The sequence below is a fragment of the Vibrio sp. Vb0937 genome (assembly GCF_033338855.1).
Genome location: NZ_JAWOTK010000021.1, coordinates 36,137 through 58,799, shown reverse-complemented (window position 1 = coordinate 58,799; position 22,663 = coordinate 36,137). Strand labels below are relative to the sequence as shown.

Sequence of the window (22,663 nt, the reverse complement as noted above, 5' to 3'; positions counted from 1 at the left end):
TGAAAGCACCGGTCTTGAAAACCGGCATACGTTAATAGCGTATCTAGGGTTCAAATCCCTATCTCTCCGCCACTTTTTTAAAAAAAACCGCTGTTCTTACAGCGGTTTTTTTGTATCTGCTGTTTTTTAACCGCTGTTATCGAAACTTCTAATTGGTTTTTCTCTAGCTCTTTCTCCAAGTTTTTGCGTACCTACATTGGGTTTAGTTTACGCAGTAATACCTTCAATCGAAGACATTTCCATACGTCTCATTTGGGCTTCCAATAGAGCTTTGTTAAGTCTCAACGTGGGATGCTTAAACGCATTTTGATAGAGTCCCAGTCTAAATACTGCAAATGTACTTGGAGAAAAAATGAAGCTACTTTACTGGTTAGATGAATGGCAAGCTCTTACTCAACAAGAACAAGAGATGGCTTTACCTATCTCTGGCTACGATTTACTTGATGATGTATTTGTGAAGTATGAACTCGTCGATCTTAACAAGCCATTGTTGTTCACATTTTCTCCTTCCGGTACTGATGTGCAGGTACAAGACTTAACTCCGGATTTTTCTCCTTGGGGCTACGAGCTCGGAATACAACAAAAAGTAAACATTATTGCCTTTCAACATTTAGGACAAAGTAATTGGTTCCGTAGTCGGAATTTGATTTTCTTTCTGGAGCAGCTATCTGAGTTACTTCATCCCTTCAAATGTCGTTTGGGTTATGGGCAAAGTCGAGGTGGCTTTGCAATTGGCGCGTTCGCTAACTTACTGAAATTAGAACATCTTTTGTTGTTTTATCCTGTTAGCACAAAAAATAAAGCGTTGGTGCCTTGGGATGATCGGCCGAGTACTGAGCTTGCTCAGCAGTTTGCTTGGGAAAGCGGCTACCATGATCGAGATTTGGGCAATGCCAAAGGTTATATTATTTATGACCCATCCAATCGCATTGATTGTTTTCATGCTGAACGTTACCCAGAGCTAACTCATTTAAAAGTCGTCGGTATGGGGCACGGCACTCAATCCACACAATTAGATAAATTAGAATTTTTTAATCTGGTGGCGAAGGAGTTTGTTCGTCATCAAACCATAGATATTGACCAATTTAATAAGCAAATTCACGCTTTGTTTTAAAAGAGGACTGATATCAGAGTCCCCTGTAACCAGGGGGAGATGATCACACACTAAAAACTAGATTTTTAACACAATTGCTAGGCGCAATTTAGATGGAGGATTAATGAAGTTACTGTACTGGTTGGATGAATGGCTGGCTCTTTCTCGTGAAGAACAGCAAACCAGGCTACCGATGTCCGGGGAGGACTTACTTGATGATGTGTTTGTTAAGTATGAGTTTGTCGACCGAAATAAACCACTGTTGTTCACCTTTTCCCCTGCTGGTACGAATCTACAAGTACAGGACTTACACTCAGACTTTGCGCCTTGGGGCTATCGCTTAGCCCAGAAACAAAAAGTAAATATTATTTCATTTCAGCACCTTGGGAAAAGTAACTGGTTTCGTAGCCGTAATTTAATTTTCTTTCTAGAGCAACTGTCGACTTTACTTGAGCCCTTTGAATGTCGTTTAGGCTATGGACTTAGCCGCGGTGGTTTTGCTATTGGTGCCTTTTCTAATCTATTAAAGTTGGATCAAGTATTGATGTTTCACCCGGTCAGCACAAAAAACAAAGTTTTGGTGCCATGGGATGATAGGCCAAGTACTGAACTAGCCCAACAATTTGATTGGGAAGGAAAGTATCACGACCTTGACCTTGGCGATGCAAAAGGCTACATCATTTATGATCCAACTAATGAAATCGACCGCCTTCACGCCAAACGCTACCCAGAGCTCACTCACTTAAGAGTCTTCGGGATGGGACATGGTACCCACGCGACGTATTTGAATAAATTCGGTTTTTATAAGCAAGTGGCCGTAGACTTTATACGTTATCAGAAGATAGATATAGCGCAGTTTCGTCATCAGACCAAAACGTTGCGCTTAAAAGAAGATTACTATCAGTGCCTTAACAAGGCGAATGCGAGCTCACAGCATCGTTTAAACTTACTGAGTACCGCTCATAATGTGTTAATTGAAGAAAAGAAAGAACATGTGAAGGAGCATCAAGCACAAATCGATATTCAGCCACTTGTTGATATTGCACTTAAGCATGAGTATGATAACCCGCAAGATGCAGTACAGCTTTTGGAAGTCGCTCAGCAGTTGGTTCCGAATGATCCCGTTGTGGAGCACAAGTTGCAGCAACTGTCGTAACGTTGAGATGTAATGCGGACGATATTGGTCGAAATAGGTCAGTGGCTTTTGTCGCTGGCCTTTTTAATAGCTTATGGATTGATATTTCGATGAAATCTAATGAAGCAGTACAAAATAAAAAGCCCAAGCAAATGCTTGGGCTCCATAAATGTTAATGCGAGTTTTAAAACTCTTTTGGCGCAAAGCCTGTCATCACATCAAGGCGAAGTTCTTTACCAACTTTTGTTAATGGGTGAACGATTACTAAGCCGCGTACGCGTTTTTTCAGTTTGCCGATGTCCGCTTGTTCTGCTTTGGTGATTTCACGAGAGAAAGGCATATCAAGTAAGCTTTTACGTTCTTTGTTCAGCTCATAGTTTTGCTTGTGCTTTAACTGGTTAAGCTTTTTGGTAAGCTGTTCTACTTCATCCGTGAACTTTGTAATCATTTCGTGATCACCACGAGAACGTGCCGCATCAAGTTTACGTTGGCATGTATCTAAACGGTTGTGCAGCTTTTGAATATCAGTTTTTATGCTCATGGTAATTTGGCTCAAATTTTAAATAGTCGAGGAGTATAGCATAGCTGAGATCACACGCTCTACTATACTTCTCGATTGTCTGGCTTTAGTTAATCAGTTCATTGCCCGATACGTTACCAGAGAAAAAGGCTTCGACGTTATCAAGCGTCACAGAGGCAATATTATTCAGTGCTTCGTGAGTCAAGAATGCTTGGTGGCCAGTAAACAGCACGTTATGACAAGCCGATAAACGGCGGAAAACATCATCTACAATGACATCGTTAGATTTATCTTGGAAGAATAAGTCTTTTTCATTGTCATACACGTCTAGGCCAAGCGCACCAATCTTACCTTGTTTCAACGCTTCTATCGCCGCTAGTGAATCTAGCAACTCGCCTCGACTGGTGTTAATGATCATTACACCATCTTTCATTTGCGCGAAGGCTTTTTCGTTCAATAAGTGATAGTTTTCTTCACTCATTGGACAATGGAGAGAGATAATATCCGCATTAGCGTAGATTTCTTCAAGCGAACAGTAACGGGCTCCCATTTCTAGCGCTAATGGGTTTTCGTAGGGGTCGTAGCAAAGCAGTTCCATGCCAAGCCCTTTGAAGATACGCATCGTCGCGATACCAATCTTACCCGTACCAATAACACCAACGGTTTTTCCGAAAAAGTTAAAGCCAACAAGACCTTCTAGCGAGAAGTTGGCGTCACGTGTCCGTTGGTAGGCCTTGTGAAGGCGGCGGTTTAGGCACATCATTAAACCAACCGTGTGCTCTGCCACTGCTTCTGGTGAGTAAGCAGGAACTCGAACCACTTGTAAGCCTAGTTCTTTGGCTGCTTGTTGATCAACTTTATCATATCCCGCGCAGCGCATAGCAATAAGCTTGGTCCCGCCCAGAGAAAGCTGTTTAAGGACAGGAGCTGAAAGATCATCATTAACAAACGCACATACGACATCACTGCCGTGCGCCATCTTGGCTGTTTTTTCGGTTAGTCGGAAGTCGTGATAGTGAAATTCAAAATCGCGGTTATTTTTAATTTTATTAAAAGAGGCTTCGTCGTAGGATTTTGCACTAAAAAAAGCAATGTTAATCATGGTTCCCTCTCAAAAAGTGCGGACTTTATAAATAAATATGCTTATAAAGTAATGCAACTTAGCCGCAATGAATAGAGAAATCTTCTCTTTGACTTTTGTTGTATCAAACAACGATAAGAAGTACGCCTTTCAGCGAGTCTATCTTATGGTTCCGCATTAGATACTGTTTGCTTTACGAGCATTAACTGACTAGCATTATCGCTCTTTTCTTGTTCACTTTATTAGCTTAGGCGTTACAACAATGTCAGTAAAATGGTGCTCTATGTTCTTGTGTTGTGTGTTTGCTTCTGGCACTCACGCAGCTGTTGACCTCGTTAAAGTCGACAAGTCTAAGCGTCGAATGTATTTGATGGAGCAAGGAGCAGTGCTAAAAGAATACCGAATTGCTTTAGGAGCGAACCCTCAAGGACATAAACAAGAAGAGGGAGACAATCGCACACCAGAGGGCGAATACACTCTAGATTATGTTATAGAGGACTCTGCTTTTTATCGTTCTGTGCATATCAGTTACCCTGATGCGATTGATACGTTGGAAGCGAAGCGCCGAGGTGTGTCCCCTGGAGGGAACATCAAAATTCATGGCTTAAAAAACGGTGAGAGTCAGTTGCCGATTTACATCCAAAGTTTTGATTGGACTAATGGGTGTATTGCGATTACCAACGAGGAGATGGACGAATTTATCCAGCTTGTCGAGATGGGGACACCAATTCAGATTGAGTGGTAATAAAAGGTCCCCTTTAATGTTCTGGCTCTTATAGGCTATGGCATAAAGCGCTGTGGATGATCACTAAAAATACCGTCTAACTGAGGCAGGTATTTCAGTTTATTTGGATTGTTCACCGTATAGCACATCACTTTGTAACCGGCTTGTTGGAGTTTGTTTATCTGGCGAGTGCGAACCCAGTTAATGTTTAGGTTGCAGCTATAGGCACTAACTTCTTCCAAAAGGCGTTTATCTTTTCTCGTAAAGAATTCACTTAACACACCCAATCGGTAGCCACTGCAGTATTTGTGCATCGCTCTAATGACGTCATGACTAAAGCTCGATAGGAGTACATTCTCTTGCGGCATTGGACTTTTTGTTAACGCATTGGCGAGAGTCTGCGCCACTTCTTCCGCTGGATGGTTGTCTACTTTAACTTCGATATTCAAGTTAAGCTTATTCTCAGTAGCTAAAGTGAGCAGTTCATCTAGTGTCACGATCTTCTCGCCTGAAAAGTCTGTGCTAAACCAACTACCGAAATCTAATGCTTTTAACTCTTCCAGGGTGAGCTCATCAACACGCCCTTGTCCATTGCTGCATCGATTGACGGTATGATCATGGCAAACCACTAAAACATTATCTTTGGTAGGCTGTATATCCACTTCCACCCACTTCAACCCCAGGTCAATGGCTGCCTGAATGCTTATTTTTGTATTCTCAGGGTATGAACCTGCCACGCCACGGTGACCAATTAATAACGTTTCCATTCGCTTTATCTTTTGCTTTGCGGTTGCCAGATTGTACTCGTTTTTTCTATGAAGATATATCTAGGTGCATATTGTTAGGAACCTTTAGTAAAAGTGAACATTAAACTCTAATGGCACGTTGCTGCTTCTTGGACTGAGTCCTGTGGACTTAAAGCATTAGAGTGTTAGTTGTTTAATTGGTAAATGAGTAATAAAATGCGAACCATTTTTATTTGAATGGTGAGTGGTAATGTCACGAGTTTTGATAGTCGATGATGACGTTCCTTTGTGTGAGCTGTTAGAAGCGGTTTTGCAAGAGGAGGGCTACATCGTCTCTTCTGTACATTGCGGTGAAAGTGCGCTGCAATATATGGAAAAAACGCCTGTAGATCTTGTATTGCTTGATGTCATGTTACCAAACCTTAACGGCATGCAAGTTGCTCGTAGGATCTGTCAGCGCTTCGCGACACCTATCCTAATGCTTACCGCTCTCAACGATGAAAACTCGATGCTTGATGGTTACCAAGCGGGGGCCGATCAGTATATCGGAAAGCCTTTTAATGTCGCTGAGCTTCTAATGCGCATCAAAGCGATTCTTCGTCGTGTCGGCTTGGAACGTCAACGTCAGACGATGTGTAGTACCGTTCAAACGATCAGTGACCAGCTTAATAGCTTACCCCTCACAAGTACGGAAGCTGAACTATTGAGCTACTTGGTAAAAAACCAAGGAGTCGTGATTTCAAAAGCAGAGCTTCAAACCGAAGTGTTAAAGAAAGAGCTGAGTCCTTTTGATCGCAACCTTGATATGCACATCAGTAACATACGTCGCAAGTTAGTTGAAGCGGGGCTTTCCAAGCAACATATCAAAACCTTCCGTGGCAAAGGTTACAGTTATTTAGAGGCTGTAAACCGTTAATGAAGCTCCGGTGTCCACCTTTTATTGCAAAACGTAAAGATAGCTTAGCGTTCAAGTTATTTAGTTGCATGACCGCAATTGTAATTAGTATTTTGGTCGTGCAATCCTTAGCGGAACAAGCTCTGGTGAAAGCCATGTTGAAAGTGCCCGATAGTGTGCGAGAAGAAATGCTAGACCTTGCACATCAAGCCAATGTATTGATTGAGCACGGAGACATGGACGAACTTGCTGACTGGGCAAATGCGCAAAACTTTTATTTATTTGTGTTGAATGAACATCAGCAACCAGTTACGCACCGTCTGATGCATCCGCACTTCGAGTTCAAACTTCAATTTAAGAGAAGCATTGATGATCAACTTGAGGGGAAAGTGAATCGCCCCATCATCAATATTCCTTTAGTTCATGGCAATACTTTAGTGATTCAATTGCCACATCGACTGCACCCTGCAAATGACTTCATTCTGTATTTCTCTATTCTCAAAGTCGTGATTGCAGTGGTTATTTTGGCGCTCTTTTCGCTGCTAATGGCACGTAACTTACAGCAACCATTGGATCGATTGAGAGAAGCAAGCAAAAAGCTATCTAATGGCGATTTTAATGTCAGTGTCGTGAAAGAGCTGAAGTCGAGCACGCGTGAGTTTAACGAGTTAGCGCAAGATTTCGATCACATGACGCAACAGATTCATTCTCTCGCTGAAAAGCAGCGACTGCTTATAAGAGATGTCTCTCACGAATTGAGAACGCCGTTAGCGAGGCAGAACTTGGTTCTGCATCTTTTGCGAAAGCGTGTTGGAGAAAGTGAGCAAAGCCTAGTGACAAGGCTAGAAGATGAAGCAAAAGAGCTAAACCATTTGATCAGCGATATATTGGAGTTCAGTCGCTTGGAAAATGCGCGCTTCGACAAAGCCACGAAACGCTGTGATTTAGAAGTTTTGCTCTCCCCGCAAGTAGAACGTTGCAAAATAGATTTGAAGTCAGAACAGACGTTGTCTTTCCGCTCAGAAGCTGTATGTGCTAAAGCCATTTGTGAAGAAACGCTGGTCATTCGTTGTTTGAACAATCTTATTGGTAATGCCATTAAATATTCAGGACAAGCATCTCAGATAGAAGTTTCTCTGGAAAATTATGTCAAAGAAGGGCAGCAGTTCACCATAATGTCAGTATCTGATGATGGGCCTGGTATTCCAGATAACAAGCTGGTCGATATTTTTGATCCGTTTACACGCTTAGATGCTTCTAGAGATAAAAAGCTTGGTGGCTACGGTTTAGGTCTTGCGATTGTCAAAGAATCCATGCGTATTATGGGTGGAGCAGTTACGGCGAAAAACCGTGAGCAAGGTGGTCTGAGGGTTACTTTAGTGTTCAAGCAATAAGTATGATTAAGTCGTAATTTTTGTGATTAATATCACATTATCATAGCGCATCATCAGAGAGTACTTTACAAAAGTTTGCAAATGCAAAGAATGTAAATTTAATGCAAATGGTAATACTTATCACTTATATTCACCCGCGAAATAATTAAGAGGGAATCGCATTCAACAAGTATGTGACCCGAAAAATAATAATCGGAGTGAAAGGATATGTTTACTAAGAGCCATTTGGCGTTAGTGATCGGTGCAGTGTTAGCAACACCTGCAGTGGCGGAAGTTCAAACAGACGAACATGTAGTTGTAGAAGGTCGAGAGTTCGGCTACAAGGCAGATACAAACAGTACAGCAATGCGCATGGAAATGACGCAGCTGGAAACGCCGGGACAAGTAGCGGTTATCGATGAAACGGTAATTGATGAGCAGCGTGCAAGTACACTTGGTGAAGTGCTACGTAACGATGCAAGTGTTAGCGCGGGTGGTACAAGCCGTAACCGCGAACGTTTCTCTCTACGTGGTTTTGAACTTAGCAGTTCAGACGGTTTTCTTCGTGATGGTCGTCAACACTGGTCACACTACCGTCAGCCAATTGAGCTTTTAGAGCGTGTTGAAGTGCTTAAAGGTCCATCAGGTCTGCTATACGGTAAATCTGAGCCAGGTGGCTTGGTAAACATGGTTTCGAAAAAACCAACAACTCAAACACAAGCAAGTTTGAGTCAAGATCTAGGTTCGAATGATCACTCACGCACTGTGCTTGATGTGAGTGGCGCGCTAAATGATGCAGAGACACTGCGAGCGCGCGCAATTTTTGCCAAAGAAAGCTACGGCTCTTGGCGCAGGTACGGTGATGGCACCGAGCCAGAAACGGATCGTACGGTTGCGGGCCTAGTGGTTGAGTACGATATCACAGACAACTTTATGGTATCGGCTCATTACGATCGCACGAAAGACGATGGTAGCGTGGACTCTGGCGCATACATTGTTGATGGCAAAGCGGTTCGCGGTGATAAGTACATTTGGGATGCGCAGTGGTCTGAAATTGATAACGAAGTAGAAAACTACGGTGTCGATATTAATGCGCAAGTCACGGATAACGTGAACGTAAAAGCAGGTTACAACCGCCAAGACTTTAAGCGTTTTGATGTAGAGTCTTACCCTAAGTTTGATCAGTATGAAGAGTTAAATACGATTAAGCATCGAGGCAACGATCGCTCCGATAATTGGGTATTTGATACTGCATATATAGATGTGACGACGGACTTTACTTTGTTCGGTACGGAAAACACGTTGTTAGTGGGCGCTAACTACTTAGATTACAGTTATGATCGCTTAATGGCATTTCATAATGAGGCGAGTATTGCGCCAGGAGAAACGGTGCCTAAGCCTAGCTATCGTAGTTCGAAGAAATCACCAACTGCTGAGTACGATACTTGGGGTATCTACGCGCAAAATATGATGACGATTAATGATTACTGGCAAGTGCTTGCAGGTGTTCGTTATGACGAAAAGCGTGATGATGAACTGACCGAAAACCAGGTTTCTCCAAAATTTGGTGTCATTTTCCACCCATCGACGAATGGCTCGGTTTACGTTCAGTATTCTGAAAGCTTCATGCCTCAAGGTGAAGTCAGCAACGGTAGTCGTACCTACATCAATGAAGGTGAGAAACTCGACGCTGAGCGTGGTATCTCTTATGAAATCGGTACGAAGTGGGAACTGTTTGATCAGCGTTTATTTGTATCTGGTGCTGTGTTTGATATCACGTTAGAGAACATCTCGCTGGATGTTGAAAGCGGCAAAGACGCGGGCGGCAATCTCCTACACAAGAAAACGCAAGGTGGTGAGCAAGTTCACAAAGGCGCTGAGTTAATGGCTCAAGGTTTTGTGACCCCAGAGTTGTCGCTAACCGCTTCTGCAATGTATTTGGATGCAGAGCTTAAGAAGGCAGAAAGATATGAGGGCAACCGCCCTGTAGACGTGCCAGAGTTCTCGGCAAGCCTATGGTCTAGCTACAAGGTTCAAGACAACACTAACTTAAACCTTGGTTTGATTTATGAAGGTGATCGCTACGGTGATGCAAAAAACACCTTCAAGAAAGATGGCTACGCTCGCGTTGATATGGGCGTGTCATACAAACATAAGTACGATGAAAACTTGGATATCATCGCTCGATTCAATGTCGAGAATTTATTCGATACCGACTACTTCGCAGGTGGTGGTAGCACGAATGGCGAGCAAAAAGGTGCGAGTGGGGTTGTGGTTGGAGAAAGCCGCAACTACATGGCAACAATCCAGTTCAAGTACTGATAACAATTTGATTATTAAAGGGGAAGGGTAGTCTTCCCCTTTGGTCGTTTTTGGAACACAGAAATATAACTCGTATGAATCTAATGAAATCAAGTATCGCTCTGTTGATATCATCGGTTTTGATTCCCGCTCACGCGGCGAACTTAAACGATGCACAAGCTGTGCAGAGTAAAACAAACCAGTCGTCGGCGGTAAGCCAAAAACGTATTGATGCAAGCGCAGAAAAATCACTTACTCTAGAAGCTGAAATTGAGCAGCTGCAAGAGGAAGTCGGTAACTTGAAGATTTATCGCGATCATCTTGCAAGCCTTGTTGAGAGCCAAAATCAAGAAGTTGATAGCTTGAACGAGCAAATTGAGCAGATTGCTCAAACTCGTCAAGGTGTCGTGCCTTTGATGTATCACATGCTTGAAGGCTTAAAAGCGCTCGTTGCTAACGACAAACCTATACGCAAAGCGCAACGTGAGGAACGAATTGCAAAGCTGGATTCCATGATGACGCGTGCAGACGTTGCGGATGCAGAGAAGTTTCGTCGTATTTTAGAAGCGTACCAAATTGAAATGGATTACGGCACCAAGCTTGGCGTTTACCAAGGCAAGATTAACCTGGGTGACAATGAAGCTGTGGAGGCGGACATTCTCTATTTAGGGCGTTTGTCTTTGGTAGCACGTAGCTTATCTGGTGAGACATTCTGGAGCTGGTCACAGCAACAACAAGCATGGCAACAAGTGGGTTCTGAGCAAAAATCAGAGCTAGATAAAGCGTTCGCTATGGCGAATAAACAGATCGCGCCGAGTATGTTAACTCTGCCAGTGTCGTTAACCGCTGCGGAGGGCAAATAAATGATGAAAAAATGGTTATCGGTTGCACTAATCTCGACAGCCGCATTAATGCCTCATACAACTGTTGCTAGTGATGCGTTGTTACAAAAGGCGCAGCAAGAAAATCGTCAACAGCAATCGCACAATGTCACGCGTGAATCAGGTTTTAAGAAAACAGAGCAAGAGCTACAGGCTATAAAGAATAAATTGGCCGCAGAGCGAGCTGCTCTTCAAGCAGAAGCGGATTCATTAAGTGTTACTTTCGGTGAAAACGAAGCGGAACTGGCGCAGCTAGAAGAAAAGCTACGTCTAGAAACCGGGAGCTTAGGTGAGCTATTTGGCGTCGTTCGCCAGAACGCAAAAGAGCTAGAGTCAGAGCTCAAGAGCTCAGTAACGGGTGTAGATGCAAACTCATATCAGAAAGATATCGATGCTATTGTTGCGGCTAAATCACTGCCAACGTTGACCCAACTTCAGGCGATGTGGCACAGCATGGAAGAACAAATCAAAGCAAGCGGTGAAATGGCAAACGTCTCTTTCACACTGCTAAATGGCGAAGGTCGTGAACAAACGGTTAATGGTGTTCGTCTTGGTTCTATGGCGCTGCTGGATGAGACTGGCTACGTTAAGTGGAATGGTCAACGCGGAGACGCGGTAAACTATCTTCGTCAGCCTGAGAACGGTCCAACAGCGAATACTATTTCCTCTGGTGACATTGATGCACTTGTCATTGATCCATCACGTGGCATTCTTCTTGAACAGCTTGCAAACTCACCGACTTTGGCTGATCGCCTAAATGCGGGTGGCGTTGTCGGTAAAATAATCCTTGGTTTATTGGCTATCGGCCTATTGATTGCGCTCGTACGTGGTGCATCACTGATGATTTCGCGCCAGAAAATCATGAAGCAACTGAAAACCCCAGCGCAGCCAGGAAACAACCCTTTGGGTCGCGTGCTTGCGGTATACCAGAAAGACAAGCATCGCAGCGTAGAAGCGTTAGAACTACGTCTTTTGGAAGCTGTTGTTGATGAGCAAACCCACCTAGAAAAAGGGTTGTCGATGCTTAAGCTTCTTGCTGCTCTAGCTCCTATGCTTGGCCTACTAGGCACGGTAACGGGTATGATCGAAACCTTCCAAGTCATCACTCAATTTGGTAATGGTGATCCGAAAGTAATGGCGGGTGGTATTTCAATGGCACTTGTGACTACCGTACTTGGCCTTGTTTCAGCCATGCCTTTGCTATTAGCGCACAACGTATTGAGCTCTCAAGCAGAAAATATTCGCAGTATCTTAGAAAAACAAGGCATCGGTTTAGTTGCAGAACAAGCTGAGCGTGATATGCCGAGTAACAAAAGTCACTCTAACACCTTAGCGGAGAACGCAGCGTAATGGAGCAGATCCTACTCAGCACATTGGGTTTGATCAGTGAGGATTGGGCCACAACCTTGATGAGCTTTATGCAGCAAGGTGGTCAAATCCTATGGTGGCTGGCCGCCGTCGTGGCGGTGTGCTGGCTGTTGGTTATGGAGCGAGTTATTTATCTCACAACGGTTTTCCCTGGGGTAAAAAAACAGCTTTGTGAGCAGTGGCAAGCAAGATCAGAGCACCACTCTTGGTACGCGCATCAAATCCGTGAAGGATGGATTGCAAAAGCGCAAATCGAACTGCGCCAAAACCTATCGACTATTAAGCTACTTGTGGCGGTTTGCCCAATGCTAGGGTTGTTAGGGACGGTGACAGGCATGATTACGGTGTTTGACGTAATGGCATCGCAAGGCAGCAGCAATCCGAAATTGATGGCTTCTGGTATCTCACTTGCTACGCTGCCAACCATGGCAGGTATGGTAGCAGCGCTTGCGGGCATGTTTATTCATGCTCGCCTTAGCAAAGTGTGTGAACGAAAAGCTATCCAGTTAGAACAATCTTTAAGGAGTCAAAAGTGAGACTCGGACGCAGACCTAACCAACAAGATGAAGCTCAAGTCGATTTAACCTCGATGCTTGATATCGTCTTCATCATGTTGATCTTCTTCATTGTGACCAGTTCGTTTGTACGTGAATCCGGTGTAGAAGTGAATCGCCCTCAGGCTTCTAATGTAGTAAGTCAAAAAGACGCGGGCATTTTTATCGCAGTAACGGCAGCGAATGATGTGTACATTGACAAACGAGTGGTTGATATTGAGCGTGTTGAGGCCTCTATTGAGCACCTGTTACTTGATCAGCCTGATGCTTCGTTAGTTATCCAAGCTGACGAGCATGCTTACAATGGCACTGTCGTGAAAGTGATGGACGCTGCAAAGGCAGCAGGTGTGAAGAACATTGCATTGGCGGCGGAGAAACCTTAATGGGCAGGCTGTTACTTGCACTACCAGCATCACTGTTAATTTCTGTGAGCTTGTTTAGCTTTATGGCGTGGATGGTTGATAAAGGCAACCAGCGTGCACCAGAAGCTTCAGAAGCCGTTCGTTTTGATATGGTGATGGTAGAGAATGAAGCAGACGTGCAGCGTCGTCAACGTTCAGTGCCGGAGCAACCAGAACCACCTCAAGCGCCGGAGCCAATGGATCTGTCTCAAGCTGACACTCAAATGGAACCAATGAGTCAGATGACGCCAGTCAGTGCTTTAGGTTTAAACACTGCCCTTGAAGGCATCGCGATTAGCGCCCCAAACTTGAAGGGAACAATGGGCAACCAGCAAGCACTGCCGTTGTATCGTGTTGATCCTCGCTATCCAAGTAAGGCGCTGAAACGTAGAGTGGAAGGTTATGTCATTATGCGTTTCACGATCGATGCAACTGGACGACCAAAAGATATTGAAGTGATCGAGGCTGAGCCCGAGCGCATGTTTGAAAGGGAAGCAATCCGTGCGCTTAAAAAATGGAAGTATCAGCCAAAAGTTGAGGATGGTGTGTCAATTGAGCAGTTCGGACAAACCGCTAAAGTGGAGTTCAAGTTAGCCAAATGATGAAAAAATTCTTAATCGGTACGGTATTAAGCCTGAGTGCACTCTCAACCATTGCCAGTGAGTTAAGCCAATACACCGCAGCGAGAGTTCAACGAGCACACAACTTGGCTCAAGAGGAGAAACTGAAAGAAGCGATTTCATCTCTTGAAGCTATGGAGCTTTCTCGTGGATATGACCAAGCTTATGTCGCTCGAATGTTGGGTATTTTTTACTGGCAGAACGAGCAAACTCAAGCGGCGATTAAGCAACTTGAGTTGGCAGTCAATAGTGGTTTGCTACAAGATGAGCAAGCATGGCAAACCCGAAAAATGTTGGCTGATATACTACTGAACGAGCAACGTTTTTCTAAGGCGTTACCTCATTACTATGCCTTGAGCAAAAACATTCCTAAAGGTCAAAAAGCGCATGAGCTATGGCTGCGTATTTCCCAATCTCATTATCAACTGAGTCAGTGGCAAAAAGTGCTTTCAGCAATGGCTCGTTATGAGAAGTTTGGTCAGCCAGACAAGCTTGGCGCATTGTCGATAAAGCTTTCTGCTGAGCTAGAACTGAAAAAGTGGAAGCCGGCAATCTCGACCATCAAACGCTTAATCGTGATTGAACCTGAGCGAATTGAATGGTGGCGTCAGCTTGTTGCTCTATACCTGCGGGTTGATGACAACAAACGTGCCCTAGACTCTTTGGCGTTGGCAAAACTGAAAGGGTTACAACTTAGCCAAGATGACTTAAAGCTTCTGGCACAATTGTACGCGAAACGAGGTATTCCTGAGAGAGCTGCGTTGGTGATGAACGAGCTAGAGGATGTAAACTCGAATAGTAAGCTAAAAGCTCAGCAAGCAACATATTGGCAAATGGCAAAAGAGTGGGAAGAGTCTATTGATAGCTGGCGTATTGCAGCTCAGCTAGATAGGCAGTATTACTGGAACTATTCTCAACTGTTGGTGCAAGAAGGCCATTATAAAGATGCCATTGCCGCGCTCGATAAGGTCAGAGGTCGTAAAGCGGATGTTGCACTTATCAAAACTCGCGCTTACTACAAACTTAAGCGGTTTGACGATGCGCTCGCTAATGCCAAAAGAGCGAATGAGATTAAGCCATCGAATCAGGCAAAAAGTTGGGTTAAGTATCTATCTCAGCTACGCAAAGTAGAATCGACGCAGAACTCATAGCGAACATTTTTATTAAATACCCGAGCTCAGTCTCGGGTATTTTTTTGTTTAAAGTAAACAATGTAAATTAAATGCCAATACGAATGATTATCACCTAAATTATGTCCCACATTTATTGGTGATGATTGTTTCTATGTTGCTTAAAAGCAAAGGTGTTCAAACTTGGGCTCGCCGCCTACATATCTATATTTCGATGGCTCTTCTCTTAGTTACGCTGTTTTTTGCAGTAACTGGTATTACCCTCAATCGCCCCGAATTGTTTGAACGCAGTGAACCTATCATTCAACAACATACTCTGACGGTTCCGCACTCAGTTCTATTCTCACATTCAGATACCTTTCAACCTAATCGTGAAGGGCTGGTGGCTTTCTTGACTAAAGAAACCGAGCTTCGCGGCACTCCCTCCGCACTAGATGTGTATACCGAAGTTGAGCAAGGTGAGTTGTTACTCGGAGAGCTTTCTATGGATTTTAAAGGCCCGGGTTATAACGCTACGGTCTTTATTGATATGACTACTGGTGCGGCAGACGTCGAAACGACGCACTACGGTATTGTTGCGCTGCTGAACGATCTACATAAAGGACGCAACAGTGGTGGGATTTGGAAGTGGTTTATCGACGTCACTGCGCTTTTGATGGTGTTTTTTGTTCTTACAGGCGTGTGCTTGTTACTGCCTAAGAAGAAGACGCTCAGAACGTCAATGCAATGGATGAGCTTTGGTACGTTACTGTCGCTCGTAATTTATTTTGTTGCTGTTCCATAACAGCTTTTTTAGAGAACACTTATGTTGAACACAGGAAGATTTTTCCGCCGTAATCACTTTTGTAAAGCCGCTTTGATCGCGGCTTTTACTCCTTTCTCTCTTTCCGCGGCGCCTCTACCAGATAACGCGAAGGTCGACTTCGAACTCGAACTTCCAAAGATAGATACCTCAATGTATGCACGCCCTTATGTGGCGGTTTGGGTTGAAAACGATCAGCGTAAACCGGTTAAAACCATCCAGTTATGGGTAGGGAAAGACGAATGGTTAAAAGATCTACGCAGCTGGTGGAGAAAAGCGGGTCGTTATGATCGTGAACTTGTTGATGCGGTGACTTCTGCAACACGTCCTGCTGGTCAATACCGCTTTGTCTGGGATGGAACCAATGACGCAGGGGAGCGTTTGGAACAAGGAAATTACACGTTGTACGTCGAGGTCGTTCGTGAACACGGTGGGCGAAACTACTTACGTCAAAAAATAACGCTAGCGGACAGTGACGTGCGCTATGAGCTTAAACCAACACAAGAGACGGGTGTCATCACCGTCAATTATCAAGTTAAGTGATTAAAGGACACAACAATGAAAACCAAAATGAAAGCAGTGGCATTGGCGAGTGTAATGGCAATGGGATTGGCTGTAACCACCACCGCACAAGCACATCCACGTTGGGTTCTGCCCTCTCACTTTACGGTTTCTAAAGAAGGCGGTGACTGGCTGACATTTGATGTTACTGCCTCTCACGGAACGTTTGTTTTTGATAAGCCTGCGGGTAGTGATCAGGCATTTGTGGTGATGCCGGATGGCCGCTCTGAGCGTCCTAACTTTGTTGTTCGTGGCAAGCGTCGCTCTATGTTTGATTTCTTTTTTACAGAAGAAGGCACGCACAAAGTCGCGATTAATAATCAGCCGAGCTACTACACACAATACAAAGCGGGCCGTCGTGATACGGTGAAATGGGCGCGAGCAAACAAAGCTGAGCGTGGTGACGTGCTTCCTGAGCAAGCGCGTGATGTGGTTACTCAACTAAGTTACACCCGAGCAGAAAGCTACATTACGGTTGGTATGCCAACGGACAAAGCGTTGGAGATTGAAGGCAAAATGCTGGAGATGAAACCGATCACGCATCCATCGGACATCATTGAAGGTGAGCCTGTGACTTTCCAGTTTTTCTTTAACGGAGAGCCACAAGAGGGCGTTACTGCTGAGATTACACGTGAAGGTACCATGTACCGAAACCATCAAGAACAAATCGATGTGGTGAGCGATAAAGATGGCAAAGTGATCTTCACGCCAGAAGTCGCTGGGCGCTACTTAATGAAAGCGAACTACAAAGGTGAATTAAAAGATAATCCATTGGCGGATAAAGCGAGTGCCAATGTTCATCTTACGTTTGAAACTCAACTTAACTAATCGAATTAGGCTCAGCAATTGCTGGGCCATTTTGGAATTATCATGAATAACACTTCTCTTCTAAAAGCGGTTTTGCTTTTTTCTGGATTTGCGTCCTTTCACGCTGCTGCACATTTTCCTCTGATGAGCTGTCACTTGGCGCAAGATAAAGTGATTTGTGAAGCGGGCTACTCGGATGGATCGACAGCGGTCGACTACGATGTCGAAATGTACGATTACGACGACAATCTGATCGCCAAAGAAAAAACAGATAAGCGTTCCATCGCAGAATTTACTCACCCTGAAACAGATTTCTATTTGGTATTTGATGCCGGACATGAAAGCCCGGTGGAAGTGGATATCGTTGAGCTGAAAGAGAAATGAGTGTACAGAAAGTTCGCCCTGATGATGGTAACCGAGAAGGAAAGTGGGTCGCACTGACAATCGCAGCAATTCTCAGTTCAGCAGCCATACTTATGCCCTACCATCAGGTCGCGACTGAAAAGCCAGACATGCAGTCTCATCAAGTGTTAATCACGGATTTACATCAAAATGAGTTGGGGTTGATCGCTGAGCTTAAGCTCGCTCATGAAGAGATTCGTGATTTGCAGTTAGATACCGGAACTTGGCCTGAGATCTCTGATATGGAGGTGCTTTGGATTGCTCCGTTCGTGAAAGACCAAAACTGGAAGCGTAAAGGTTCTCATCAGTGGCAACGAATTGATGACGGTGTCTACATTGGCGTGAAGACCAGTGCCCAAGGCTCTGCTTCCATGCTGTTGGATAGCCGCAGTTCTCAAGCTGATATTTGGTTTAATGATTCTAGCCGTTCGTTAAATGTGGAGGGACTAAGCGATCTAGCTAAACGCCACGATTTCGGGTGGAAACAAATCGTTCTGTCAGACTCTTCCTCTCATTCTCACGCCCATTAAGACAACATAATTGATAAGTACTATGATCAAACGCTCTCTTTTACGTCGTATTCTTACAGCCACCGCGTTATTGACGGTGTCTTCTACTGGCTTTGCTGCCGATAAACTCAGTATTGGTATTACGCTTCAACCTTATTACAGCTATGTTAAAGCCGTTGTTGGTGAGAAGGCGGACATCGTTCCTTTGGTTGATGCTGGTTTTAATCCTCATAACTATTTGCCACAACCTAATGATCTTAAGCGCTTAAATGAAATGGACGTAATAGTGATCAATGGTATTGGTCATGACGATTTTGCACTGAAAGTGATCAAGGCTTCTCAGCGTGATGATCTCGTGGTTATCGAAGCGAACAAAGAAGTGCCTTTATTGCCCGCTATGGGGCAGTCTGTTGGTCAAGGAGCAGTGAACCCTCACACCTTTGTCGGTCTATCAACAACCATTCAAAAGGTTTACACCATCGCGAGTGAGCTAAGCCAATTGGACCCAGACAATGCTACGTTCTATCGCCAAAATGCTCGTAAATACGCGAAAACATTTCGCCTGATGAAGCGTGATGCAATGTTGTCTCTTGGTGAGTTGGACACGGCTGGTATGAAGGTGGCGACAACCCACAATGCTTACGGATATATCCTTCAGGAGTTTGGTGTTGACGTTGCCGCTGTCATTGAGCCTGCTCATGGCGTTGAACCAAGTGCAAGTCAGCTACAGGAAACGATAGAGAAAATTCGTGAATCGGGCATTGATGTTCTGTTTTATGAGCTCAATATGCCGAATCGCTTTGTTGATACCATCGAAGAGGCGACTGGGGTGCAGCTTTATCGCTTTTCTCACATGACTCACGGTGAGTATGAGGCTGATAAAGTCGAGGTTGAGATGCGAGATAATGTGGAAACACTAATCGAAGCCATGAAATTTGTGGCGAGTAAGCGAGCAGGGGAAAAGGCGTAATGACTGGACCTTCCGTTTCTTTAAGTAACGTGGGCCTAAAATACGCCGACAATATCATTTTGCAGAACATCAGCGCCGAATTCGAGAACGCGAAATGTCACGTGATTATGGGACCGAACGGCGGTGGTAAAACCTCTTTGCTTCGTTCGGTACTTGGACTCACGCCATTTTCGGGAAACATAGCGCTCAATTGGCCAGAACCATCAGCTGCATCGGGGAAGATAGGGTATGTGCCACAAAAAGCGATGTTTGAAGCAAGCCTCCCGTTAACCGTGATGGATTTTGTACTGCTTAACCAAACTCGTATCCCTCTATTTTGGCGACGTAAAACGAAACAAACTCAACATGCCCTGGCCCAGCTGGATCGCGTGGGTATGGCAACGCGTAGCGACCGTCGTATGGGGCAACTCTCTGGCGGTGAGCAACAGCGTGTTTTGTTTGCGCAAGCTTTACTGGATGAGCCCAATTTATTGGTTTTAGACGAACCTACAACTGGCATGGATGAGCAAGGTGTTCGATATCTTGAAGGTTTGATTCATGAAGTCGTTGGAGAAGGCAAAACGGTGCTGGCAGTACATCATGACGTGACCGCAGTGCGCCGTTTAGATGCGCAGGTCCATGTCGTAAATCGTCAAATTGTGGCGTCAGGTCACCATTCAGATGTGCTAAGCCCTGATCGTATAGAAACATTATTTAAGCACTACACAGCAAAAGTGGAGGCTGCATAATGGATTGGTTGCGAGAGTTAGCGGTTAGCGGCGTTGAAGCTGGATGGTTAAGAGATAGCTTTTCTTATGCTTTCATGGTGAACGCAATTGTGGCAGCGCTGATATTAGGACCATTACTTGGTGGTCTTGGGACATTAGTCATCGCCAAGCGACTGGCTTTTTTCTCTGAAGCGGTTGGGCACGCTGCGCTTACCGGAATCGCGATTGGTGTGTTGCTCGGTGAGCCGCCAGAGAATCCGATCATCGGATTGTTTAGCTTTTGTATGATTTTTGCGCTGTTGCTTCACTTTGTTCGTAATCGTACGAATGTACCTTACGACACACTGGTTGGGGTTTTTCTTGCACTAGCGTTAGCGGTTGGTGCTGCGCTGTTAATGTACGTTGCTCGCAAGATCAACATTCACATGTTGGAGAACGTGTTGTTTGGCTCGATCTTGACTGTGACGGACAACGATATCCTTATTTTAGCGATCAGTTGTTTGATCATATTACTGCTTCTTATTCCAACGTTTAACCGCATTTTGCTAACTTGTATCAGCCCGGATATTGCACGTGTACGCGGCTTTAATACCAGCTTTTATGATTACTTATTTGTCATGATGATCACCTTGGTCACCATTGCCGCGGTAAAGATTATTGGCGCGGTATTGGTTGGTGCATTGCTACTGATTCCTGGTGCAACGGCTAGGTTATTGACTAAACGCATGGGCAGTTTTGTTCTCCTTTCTTCTTTATTGGCAACCATTGCGTGTTTAGTAGGAACCATACTGCCGATGGAGCTTGAGCTACCAGTGCCATCAGGCGCATCCATCATCATTGTTTCTGCGGCATTTTTCCTAACAGCAACGGTTTACCGAATTATCCAAAAAGCGTAACCCTTTTTATAAAGTAATGAACATGAAGATAAAAAAATTAGCGATAACTTTTGGTTTGGTTATAGCGACGACACTTCCATCGTTGGCAGGCGCCAAAGACGTTTTAACCAGCACTCCCGTCACGTACATGTTGTCTGAGCAACTCATGAAAGGTACAGGGATAGAGACTCAGTATCTGCCTCCAAAGCGTTACGGCGTTGAGCGTCTTGAGAACTGGTTCGCAAATAAAGGTACAGAGCAAGTTAAGCAAGCGGGTCAAGCCGCGACGGTTGCTGTTACTCTTGGTGCGATTTGGAAACAAGACCCGACTTATGTTTACGCTCGACAGGGCAACATTCACTTGATTGAAATCGATGCATCGCAGGCCATTTCTCCTAGAGCTCAAGGAGTTGCAGTACTGACATTGGAAAACGGGTCAACATCGAAGTACGCATGGCTGAACCCTACAAACTTAATCCGAATGGCGGGCATTGTTGGAGAGGATCTACAACGTGTATATCCTGAACACCAAAAGGCTATTCAAACGAATCAACAGGCTCTTATGCTCAATGTGCGTGAACTGATCAACCAACAACAGGCAGAGATCTTCGATAAAGGCATCGATTCAGTGGTACTGATGAGTGAGTCATTAGAGGACTTTGCCTCTGGCAACCAATTGTTTGTGGTTGGGCGCGAATTTAAGCCGGAACTCGAGTGGACAGAAGAAGACAAATTATCTTTAAAAGCTCAGTTTGAACAAGATAAAACGCTATGGTTAGTGACGGATAAACGACCGTCGAAAACCTTGACATCGCTTATTAAACCGAGCCGCATACTGCAAATTGATGTTATTGACCGCTGGGGCAGTAAGGGTATCAAAACTGAGAAGCCACTCGCACGTTGGGAGATGTGACACGTAAAAAGCCACAGATTTTATGATGGGGAATGAAAAGTTCCCTATTTTTTTGTGACTCAGTTCAAAATGTGAGCATTAATACCACTGGTTGCATAAGAAAGTGTTTGTTTCATTTCTATTTCATTACTACTTTGTTATGTGTTCGTTGCGATTGATTCGGATTTAATCTGTTTCTAAGCGAACCGGTACAAACAACTATACGGATGTTAACAATGAAAATGAAAACTCTAGCCGTTGCAGTGGCGGCACTAGCATGTGGTTCACAGGCCTTCGCAGCAGAAGTTTACAACAGCGATGGTACATCTTTATCGATCGGCGGTCACGTTTCAGTTGGCGTGGGTGAGTATTTCGAAGAAGATGTAAAAGTTCACCAAGTGTCTCCACGTATTAACGTTGCGGGTAAGAAAGACATTGGCAACGGTATTACTATCGACGCTAAAGGTGAATGGGCGCTTAACTACCTAAACGGTGGCGAGCAATCGTTCAAAACTCGTCTAGGTTACATCGGTGCTACTCATGAGCAGTTTGGCCGTTTAGTAGCAGGTACTCAATGGTCACCTTACTACGATGTCGCTGGCGTTGCGGATCTACCAATCGCGTTTGCGAACGACTTTTTGTACGACAACCACGGCAACCTAGGCTCAGCTCGTGCTGATAAAATGCTTAGCTACCGTAAAGGTTTTGAATTTGGTGAAGGTTTTGCTTTCAACCTAGGTCTAGGTTGGCAAGGTGAGCAAACTTCAGATGCAACAACATACGAGCAACGTGGTCAAGTTGCATTGAGCGGTTCTGTAGCTGGCTTTGGTCTAGGCTACGTATACAGCGGTGGTGATGTTAAAAACGCGACTCTAGGTACTAAGAACGCTGAATCACACCTATTCTCTGTAAACTACGGTCAGTACGGTTCAGGTCTATACGCAGCAGTAGTATACGGTATGAACGAGTACTTCTACCAAATGCGTAAAGACACTTCTCAACTTGAAGCTCTTTTGGCATACGGCGTAAACGATTGGACATTCAGCGTTAACTACGAAGGCGTAGAAGACGAAGAAGACAATAAGACAGTTTCAAGCGAAACTGCGCTACAAGCAGAGTACGCTGTAACTCCTGCTTTCGTAACGTTTGCAGCTTACCAGTTTGATCTAGGTAACGACTACAACAATGAAGAGAACGACTACTGGACTCTAGGTGCTCGTTACTACTTCTAGTAAATAGGCCAGTTTCTACTGCCTAAACACATTTATTGTGTTAACGCCTACTCGTTGTGAGTAGGCGTTTTTCTTTCTGCTATC

Annotated in this window: 25 protein-coding genes; 22 read left to right on the top strand and 3 right to left on the bottom strand. The window is 44.5% G+C overall.

Annotated features, from left to right (window positions below; all coding sequences use genetic code 11):
• Positions 1–352 precede the first annotated feature (352 nt).
• Both R7P67_RS18755 and R7P67_RS18750 read left to right on the top strand, forming a co-directional pair.
• Entirely contained in the window at positions 353–1,114 is a 762-nt protein-coding gene (locus tag R7P67_RS18755; protein WP_213876765.1) for a cytosolic protein, read from the top strand.
• Positions 1,115–1,217: 103 nt separating this feature from the next.
• Positions 1,218–2,249, top strand: a complete 1,032-nt coding sequence (locus tag R7P67_RS18750; RefSeq protein WP_005374275.1) for a hypothetical protein — start codon at positions 1,218–1,220, stop codon at positions 2,247–2,249.
• A gap of 163 nt (positions 2,250–2,412) precedes the next feature.
• Here R7P67_RS18750 and R7P67_RS18745 read toward each other — a convergent pair whose 3' ends face one another.
• A complete protein-coding gene (locus R7P67_RS18745) occupies positions 2,413–2,769 on the bottom strand; it encodes a YibL family ribosome-associated protein (protein ID WP_005374274.1) in 357 nt (118 codons plus the stop codon).
• 85 nt (positions 2,770–2,854) lie between these two features.
• A complete protein-coding gene (locus tag R7P67_RS18740) occupies positions 2,855–3,850 on the bottom strand; it encodes a 2-hydroxyacid dehydrogenase (protein ID WP_054579202.1) in 996 nt (331 codons plus the stop codon).
• A 241-nt stretch (positions 3,851–4,091) separates the two neighbouring features.
• On the opposite strand from R7P67_RS18740, the gene R7P67_RS18735 reads away from it, so the two are divergent.
• Entirely contained in the window at positions 4,092–4,574 is a 483-nt protein-coding gene (locus R7P67_RS18735; protein ID WP_017819702.1) for a murein L,D-transpeptidase family protein, read from the top strand.
• A 35-nt stretch (positions 4,575–4,609) separates the two neighbouring features.
• On the opposite strand, the gene R7P67_RS18730 is transcribed toward R7P67_RS18735, so the two are convergent.
• The gene (locus R7P67_RS18730) at positions 4,610–5,320 is read right to left on the bottom strand and encodes a glycerophosphodiester phosphodiesterase family protein (RefSeq protein WP_005374268.1); all 711 of its coding nucleotides are present in this window, start codon (positions 5,318–5,320) and stop codon (positions 4,610–4,612) included.
• Positions 5,321–5,549: 229 nt separating this feature from the next.
• Here R7P67_RS18730 and R7P67_RS18725 point away from each other — a divergent pair, with 229 nt between their 5' ends.
• From R7P67_RS18725 to R7P67_RS18635, 19 genes are all read left to right on the top strand, one after another.
• Entirely contained in the window at positions 5,550–6,215 is a 666-nt protein-coding gene (locus R7P67_RS18725; RefSeq protein WP_005386018.1) for a response regulator transcription factor, read from the top strand.
• Positions 6,215–7,588 (top strand): sensor histidine kinase, encoded by a 1,374-nt coding sequence (locus R7P67_RS18720; protein ID WP_136976329.1) that lies wholly within the window; start codon positions 6,215–6,217, stop codon positions 7,586–7,588. The genes R7P67_RS18725 and R7P67_RS18720 overlap by 1 nt, the downstream gene beginning before the upstream one ends.
• 207 nt (positions 7,589–7,795) lie before the next feature.
• Positions 7,796–9,889 carry a TonB-dependent siderophore receptor gene (locus R7P67_RS18715; RefSeq protein WP_262652599.1) on the top strand — a complete coding sequence of 698 codons (2,094 nt, stop codon included), beginning with the start codon at positions 7,796–7,798 and terminating at the stop codon, positions 9,887–9,889.
• Between the two features lie 74 nt (positions 9,890–9,963).
• A complete protein-coding gene (locus R7P67_RS18710; RefSeq protein WP_054574483.1) occupies positions 9,964–10,731 on the top strand; it encodes a DUF3450 domain-containing protein in 768 nt (255 codons plus the stop codon).
• A complete protein-coding gene (locus R7P67_RS18705) occupies positions 10,732–12,099 on the top strand; it encodes a MotA/TolQ/ExbB proton channel family protein (RefSeq protein WP_065275095.1) in 1,368 nt (455 codons plus the stop codon).
• Positions 12,099–12,653 (top strand): MotA/TolQ/ExbB proton channel family protein, encoded by a 555-nt coding sequence (locus R7P67_RS18700; protein ID WP_017635540.1) that lies wholly within the window; start codon positions 12,099–12,101, stop codon positions 12,651–12,653. The genes R7P67_RS18705 and R7P67_RS18700 overlap by 1 nt, the downstream gene beginning before the upstream one ends.
• On the top strand, positions 12,650–13,054 hold the full coding sequence (locus tag R7P67_RS18695) for an ExbD/TolR family protein (protein WP_005374257.1): 405 nt from the start codon (positions 12,650–12,652) through the stop codon (positions 13,052–13,054). Before R7P67_RS18700 ends, R7P67_RS18695 begins: the two co-directional genes overlap by 4 nt.
• Positions 13,054–13,674, top strand: coding sequence for an energy transducer TonB (locus R7P67_RS18690; RefSeq protein ID WP_005374256.1), 621 nt, complete (start codon positions 13,054–13,056; stop codon positions 13,672–13,674). Before R7P67_RS18695 ends, R7P67_RS18690 begins: the two co-directional genes overlap by 1 nt.
• Complete coding sequence (locus R7P67_RS18685; protein ID WP_017635539.1) at positions 13,671–14,843, top strand: tetratricopeptide repeat protein; 1,173 nt, start codon at positions 13,671–13,673, stop codon at positions 14,841–14,843. The genes R7P67_RS18690 and R7P67_RS18685 overlap by 4 nt, the downstream gene beginning before the upstream one ends.
• A gap of 133 nt (positions 14,844–14,976) precedes the next feature.
• A complete protein-coding gene (locus tag R7P67_RS18680) occupies positions 14,977–15,606 on the top strand; it encodes a PepSY-associated TM helix domain-containing protein (protein WP_005374254.1) in 630 nt (209 codons plus the stop codon).
• Positions 15,607–15,627: 21 nt separating this feature from the next.
• Complete coding sequence (locus R7P67_RS18675) at positions 15,628–16,167, top strand: DUF2271 domain-containing protein (protein WP_017635538.1); 540 nt, start codon at positions 15,628–15,630, stop codon at positions 16,165–16,167.
• Positions 16,168–16,182: 15 nt separating this feature from the next.
• Positions 16,183–17,013, top strand: coding sequence for a DUF4198 domain-containing protein (locus R7P67_RS18670; protein ID WP_005374252.1), 831 nt, complete (start codon positions 16,183–16,185; stop codon positions 17,011–17,013).
• Positions 17,014–17,055: 42 nt separating this feature from the next.
• Positions 17,056–17,376, top strand: a complete 321-nt coding sequence (locus R7P67_RS18665) for a hypothetical protein (RefSeq protein ID WP_005374251.1) — start codon at positions 17,056–17,058, stop codon at positions 17,374–17,376.
• On the top strand, positions 17,373–17,924 hold the full coding sequence (locus tag R7P67_RS18660; protein WP_005374250.1) for a DUF6162 family protein: 552 nt from the start codon (positions 17,373–17,375) through the stop codon (positions 17,922–17,924). Before R7P67_RS18665 ends, R7P67_RS18660 begins: the two co-directional genes overlap by 4 nt.
• Before the next feature lie 22 nt (positions 17,925–17,946).
• Positions 17,947–18,873: a metal ABC transporter solute-binding protein, Zn/Mn family gene (locus R7P67_RS18655; protein WP_005374249.1), complete on the top strand. Its 927-nt coding sequence runs from the start codon at positions 17,947–17,949 to the stop codon at positions 18,871–18,873.
• Positions 18,873–19,601, top strand: a complete 729-nt coding sequence (locus R7P67_RS18650) for a metal ABC transporter ATP-binding protein (RefSeq protein ID WP_017635536.1) — start codon at positions 18,873–18,875, stop codon at positions 19,599–19,601. The genes R7P67_RS18655 and R7P67_RS18650 overlap by 1 nt, the downstream gene beginning before the upstream one ends.
• Positions 19,601–20,476 (top strand): metal ABC transporter permease, encoded by an 876-nt coding sequence (locus R7P67_RS18645; protein ID WP_167415773.1) that lies wholly within the window; start codon positions 19,601–19,603, stop codon positions 20,474–20,476. The genes R7P67_RS18650 and R7P67_RS18645 overlap by 1 nt, the downstream gene beginning before the upstream one ends.
• A gap of 22 nt (positions 20,477–20,498) precedes the next feature.
• Positions 20,499–21,368, top strand: coding sequence for a metal ABC transporter solute-binding protein, Zn/Mn family (locus tag R7P67_RS18640; protein WP_318086039.1), 870 nt, complete (start codon positions 20,499–20,501; stop codon positions 21,366–21,368).
• A 215-nt stretch (positions 21,369–21,583) separates the two neighbouring features.
• Entirely contained in the window at positions 21,584–22,579 is a 996-nt protein-coding gene (locus tag R7P67_RS18635) for a porin (RefSeq protein WP_017635534.1), read from the top strand.
• Positions 22,580–22,663: the final 84 nt, after the last annotated feature.

Excerpts from the sequence above, each read along its gene's own strand:
- R7P67_RS18755 (WP_213876765.1), top strand. The coding sequence starts at position 353 with ATGAAGCTACTTTACTGGTTAGATGAATGGCAAGCTCTTACTCAACAA.
- R7P67_RS18750 (WP_005374275.1), top strand. The coding sequence starts at position 1,218 with ATGAAGTTACTGTACTGGTTGGATGAATGGCTGGCTCTTTCTCGTGAA.
- R7P67_RS18745 (WP_005374274.1), bottom strand. The coding sequence starts at position 2,769 with ATGAGCATAAAAACTGATATTCAAAAGCTGCACAACCGTTTAGATACA.
- R7P67_RS18740 (WP_054579202.1), bottom strand. The coding sequence starts at position 3,850 with ATGATTAACATTGCTTTTTTTAGTGCAAAATCCTACGACGAAGCCTCT.
- R7P67_RS18735 (WP_017819702.1), top strand. The coding sequence starts at position 4,092 with ATGTCAGTAAAATGGTGCTCTATGTTCTTGTGTTGTGTGTTTGCTTCT.
- R7P67_RS18730 (WP_005374268.1), bottom strand. The coding sequence starts at position 5,320 with ATGGAAACGTTATTAATTGGTCACCGTGGCGTGGCAGGTTCATACCCT.
- R7P67_RS18725 (WP_005386018.1), top strand. The coding sequence starts at position 5,550 with ATGTCACGAGTTTTGATAGTCGATGATGACGTTCCTTTGTGTGAGCTG.
- R7P67_RS18720 (WP_136976329.1), top strand. The coding sequence starts at position 6,215 with ATGAAGCTCCGGTGTCCACCTTTTATTGCAAAACGTAAAGATAGCTTA.
- R7P67_RS18715 (WP_262652599.1), top strand. The coding sequence starts at position 7,796 with ATGTTTACTAAGAGCCATTTGGCGTTAGTGATCGGTGCAGTGTTAGCA.
- R7P67_RS18710 (WP_054574483.1), top strand. The coding sequence starts at position 9,964 with ATGAATCTAATGAAATCAAGTATCGCTCTGTTGATATCATCGGTTTTG.
- R7P67_RS18705 (WP_065275095.1), top strand. The coding sequence starts at position 10,732 with ATGATGAAAAAATGGTTATCGGTTGCACTAATCTCGACAGCCGCATTA.
- R7P67_RS18700 (WP_017635540.1), top strand. The coding sequence starts at position 12,099 with ATGGAGCAGATCCTACTCAGCACATTGGGTTTGATCAGTGAGGATTGG.
- R7P67_RS18690 (WP_005374256.1), top strand. The coding sequence starts at position 13,054 with ATGGGCAGGCTGTTACTTGCACTACCAGCATCACTGTTAATTTCTGTG.
- R7P67_RS18685 (WP_017635539.1), top strand. The coding sequence starts at position 13,671 with ATGATGAAAAAATTCTTAATCGGTACGGTATTAAGCCTGAGTGCACTC.
- R7P67_RS18680 (WP_005374254.1), top strand. The coding sequence starts at position 14,977 with ATGTTGCTTAAAAGCAAAGGTGTTCAAACTTGGGCTCGCCGCCTACAT.
- R7P67_RS18675 (WP_017635538.1), top strand. The coding sequence starts at position 15,628 with ATGTTGAACACAGGAAGATTTTTCCGCCGTAATCACTTTTGTAAAGCC.
- R7P67_RS18670 (WP_005374252.1), top strand. The coding sequence starts at position 16,183 with ATGAAAACCAAAATGAAAGCAGTGGCATTGGCGAGTGTAATGGCAATG.
- R7P67_RS18665 (WP_005374251.1), top strand. The coding sequence starts at position 17,056 with ATGAATAACACTTCTCTTCTAAAAGCGGTTTTGCTTTTTTCTGGATTT.
- R7P67_RS18660 (WP_005374250.1), top strand. The coding sequence starts at position 17,373 with ATGAGTGTACAGAAAGTTCGCCCTGATGATGGTAACCGAGAAGGAAAG.
- R7P67_RS18655 (WP_005374249.1), top strand. The coding sequence starts at position 17,947 with ATGATCAAACGCTCTCTTTTACGTCGTATTCTTACAGCCACCGCGTTA.
- R7P67_RS18650 (WP_017635536.1), top strand. The coding sequence starts at position 18,873 with ATGACTGGACCTTCCGTTTCTTTAAGTAACGTGGGCCTAAAATACGCC.
- R7P67_RS18645 (WP_167415773.1), top strand. The coding sequence starts at position 19,601 with ATGGATTGGTTGCGAGAGTTAGCGGTTAGCGGCGTTGAAGCTGGATGG.
- R7P67_RS18640 (WP_318086039.1), top strand. The coding sequence starts at position 20,499 with ATGAAGATAAAAAAATTAGCGATAACTTTTGGTTTGGTTATAGCGACG.
- R7P67_RS18635 (WP_017635534.1), top strand. The coding sequence starts at position 21,584 with ATGAAAATGAAAACTCTAGCCGTTGCAGTGGCGGCACTAGCATGTGGT.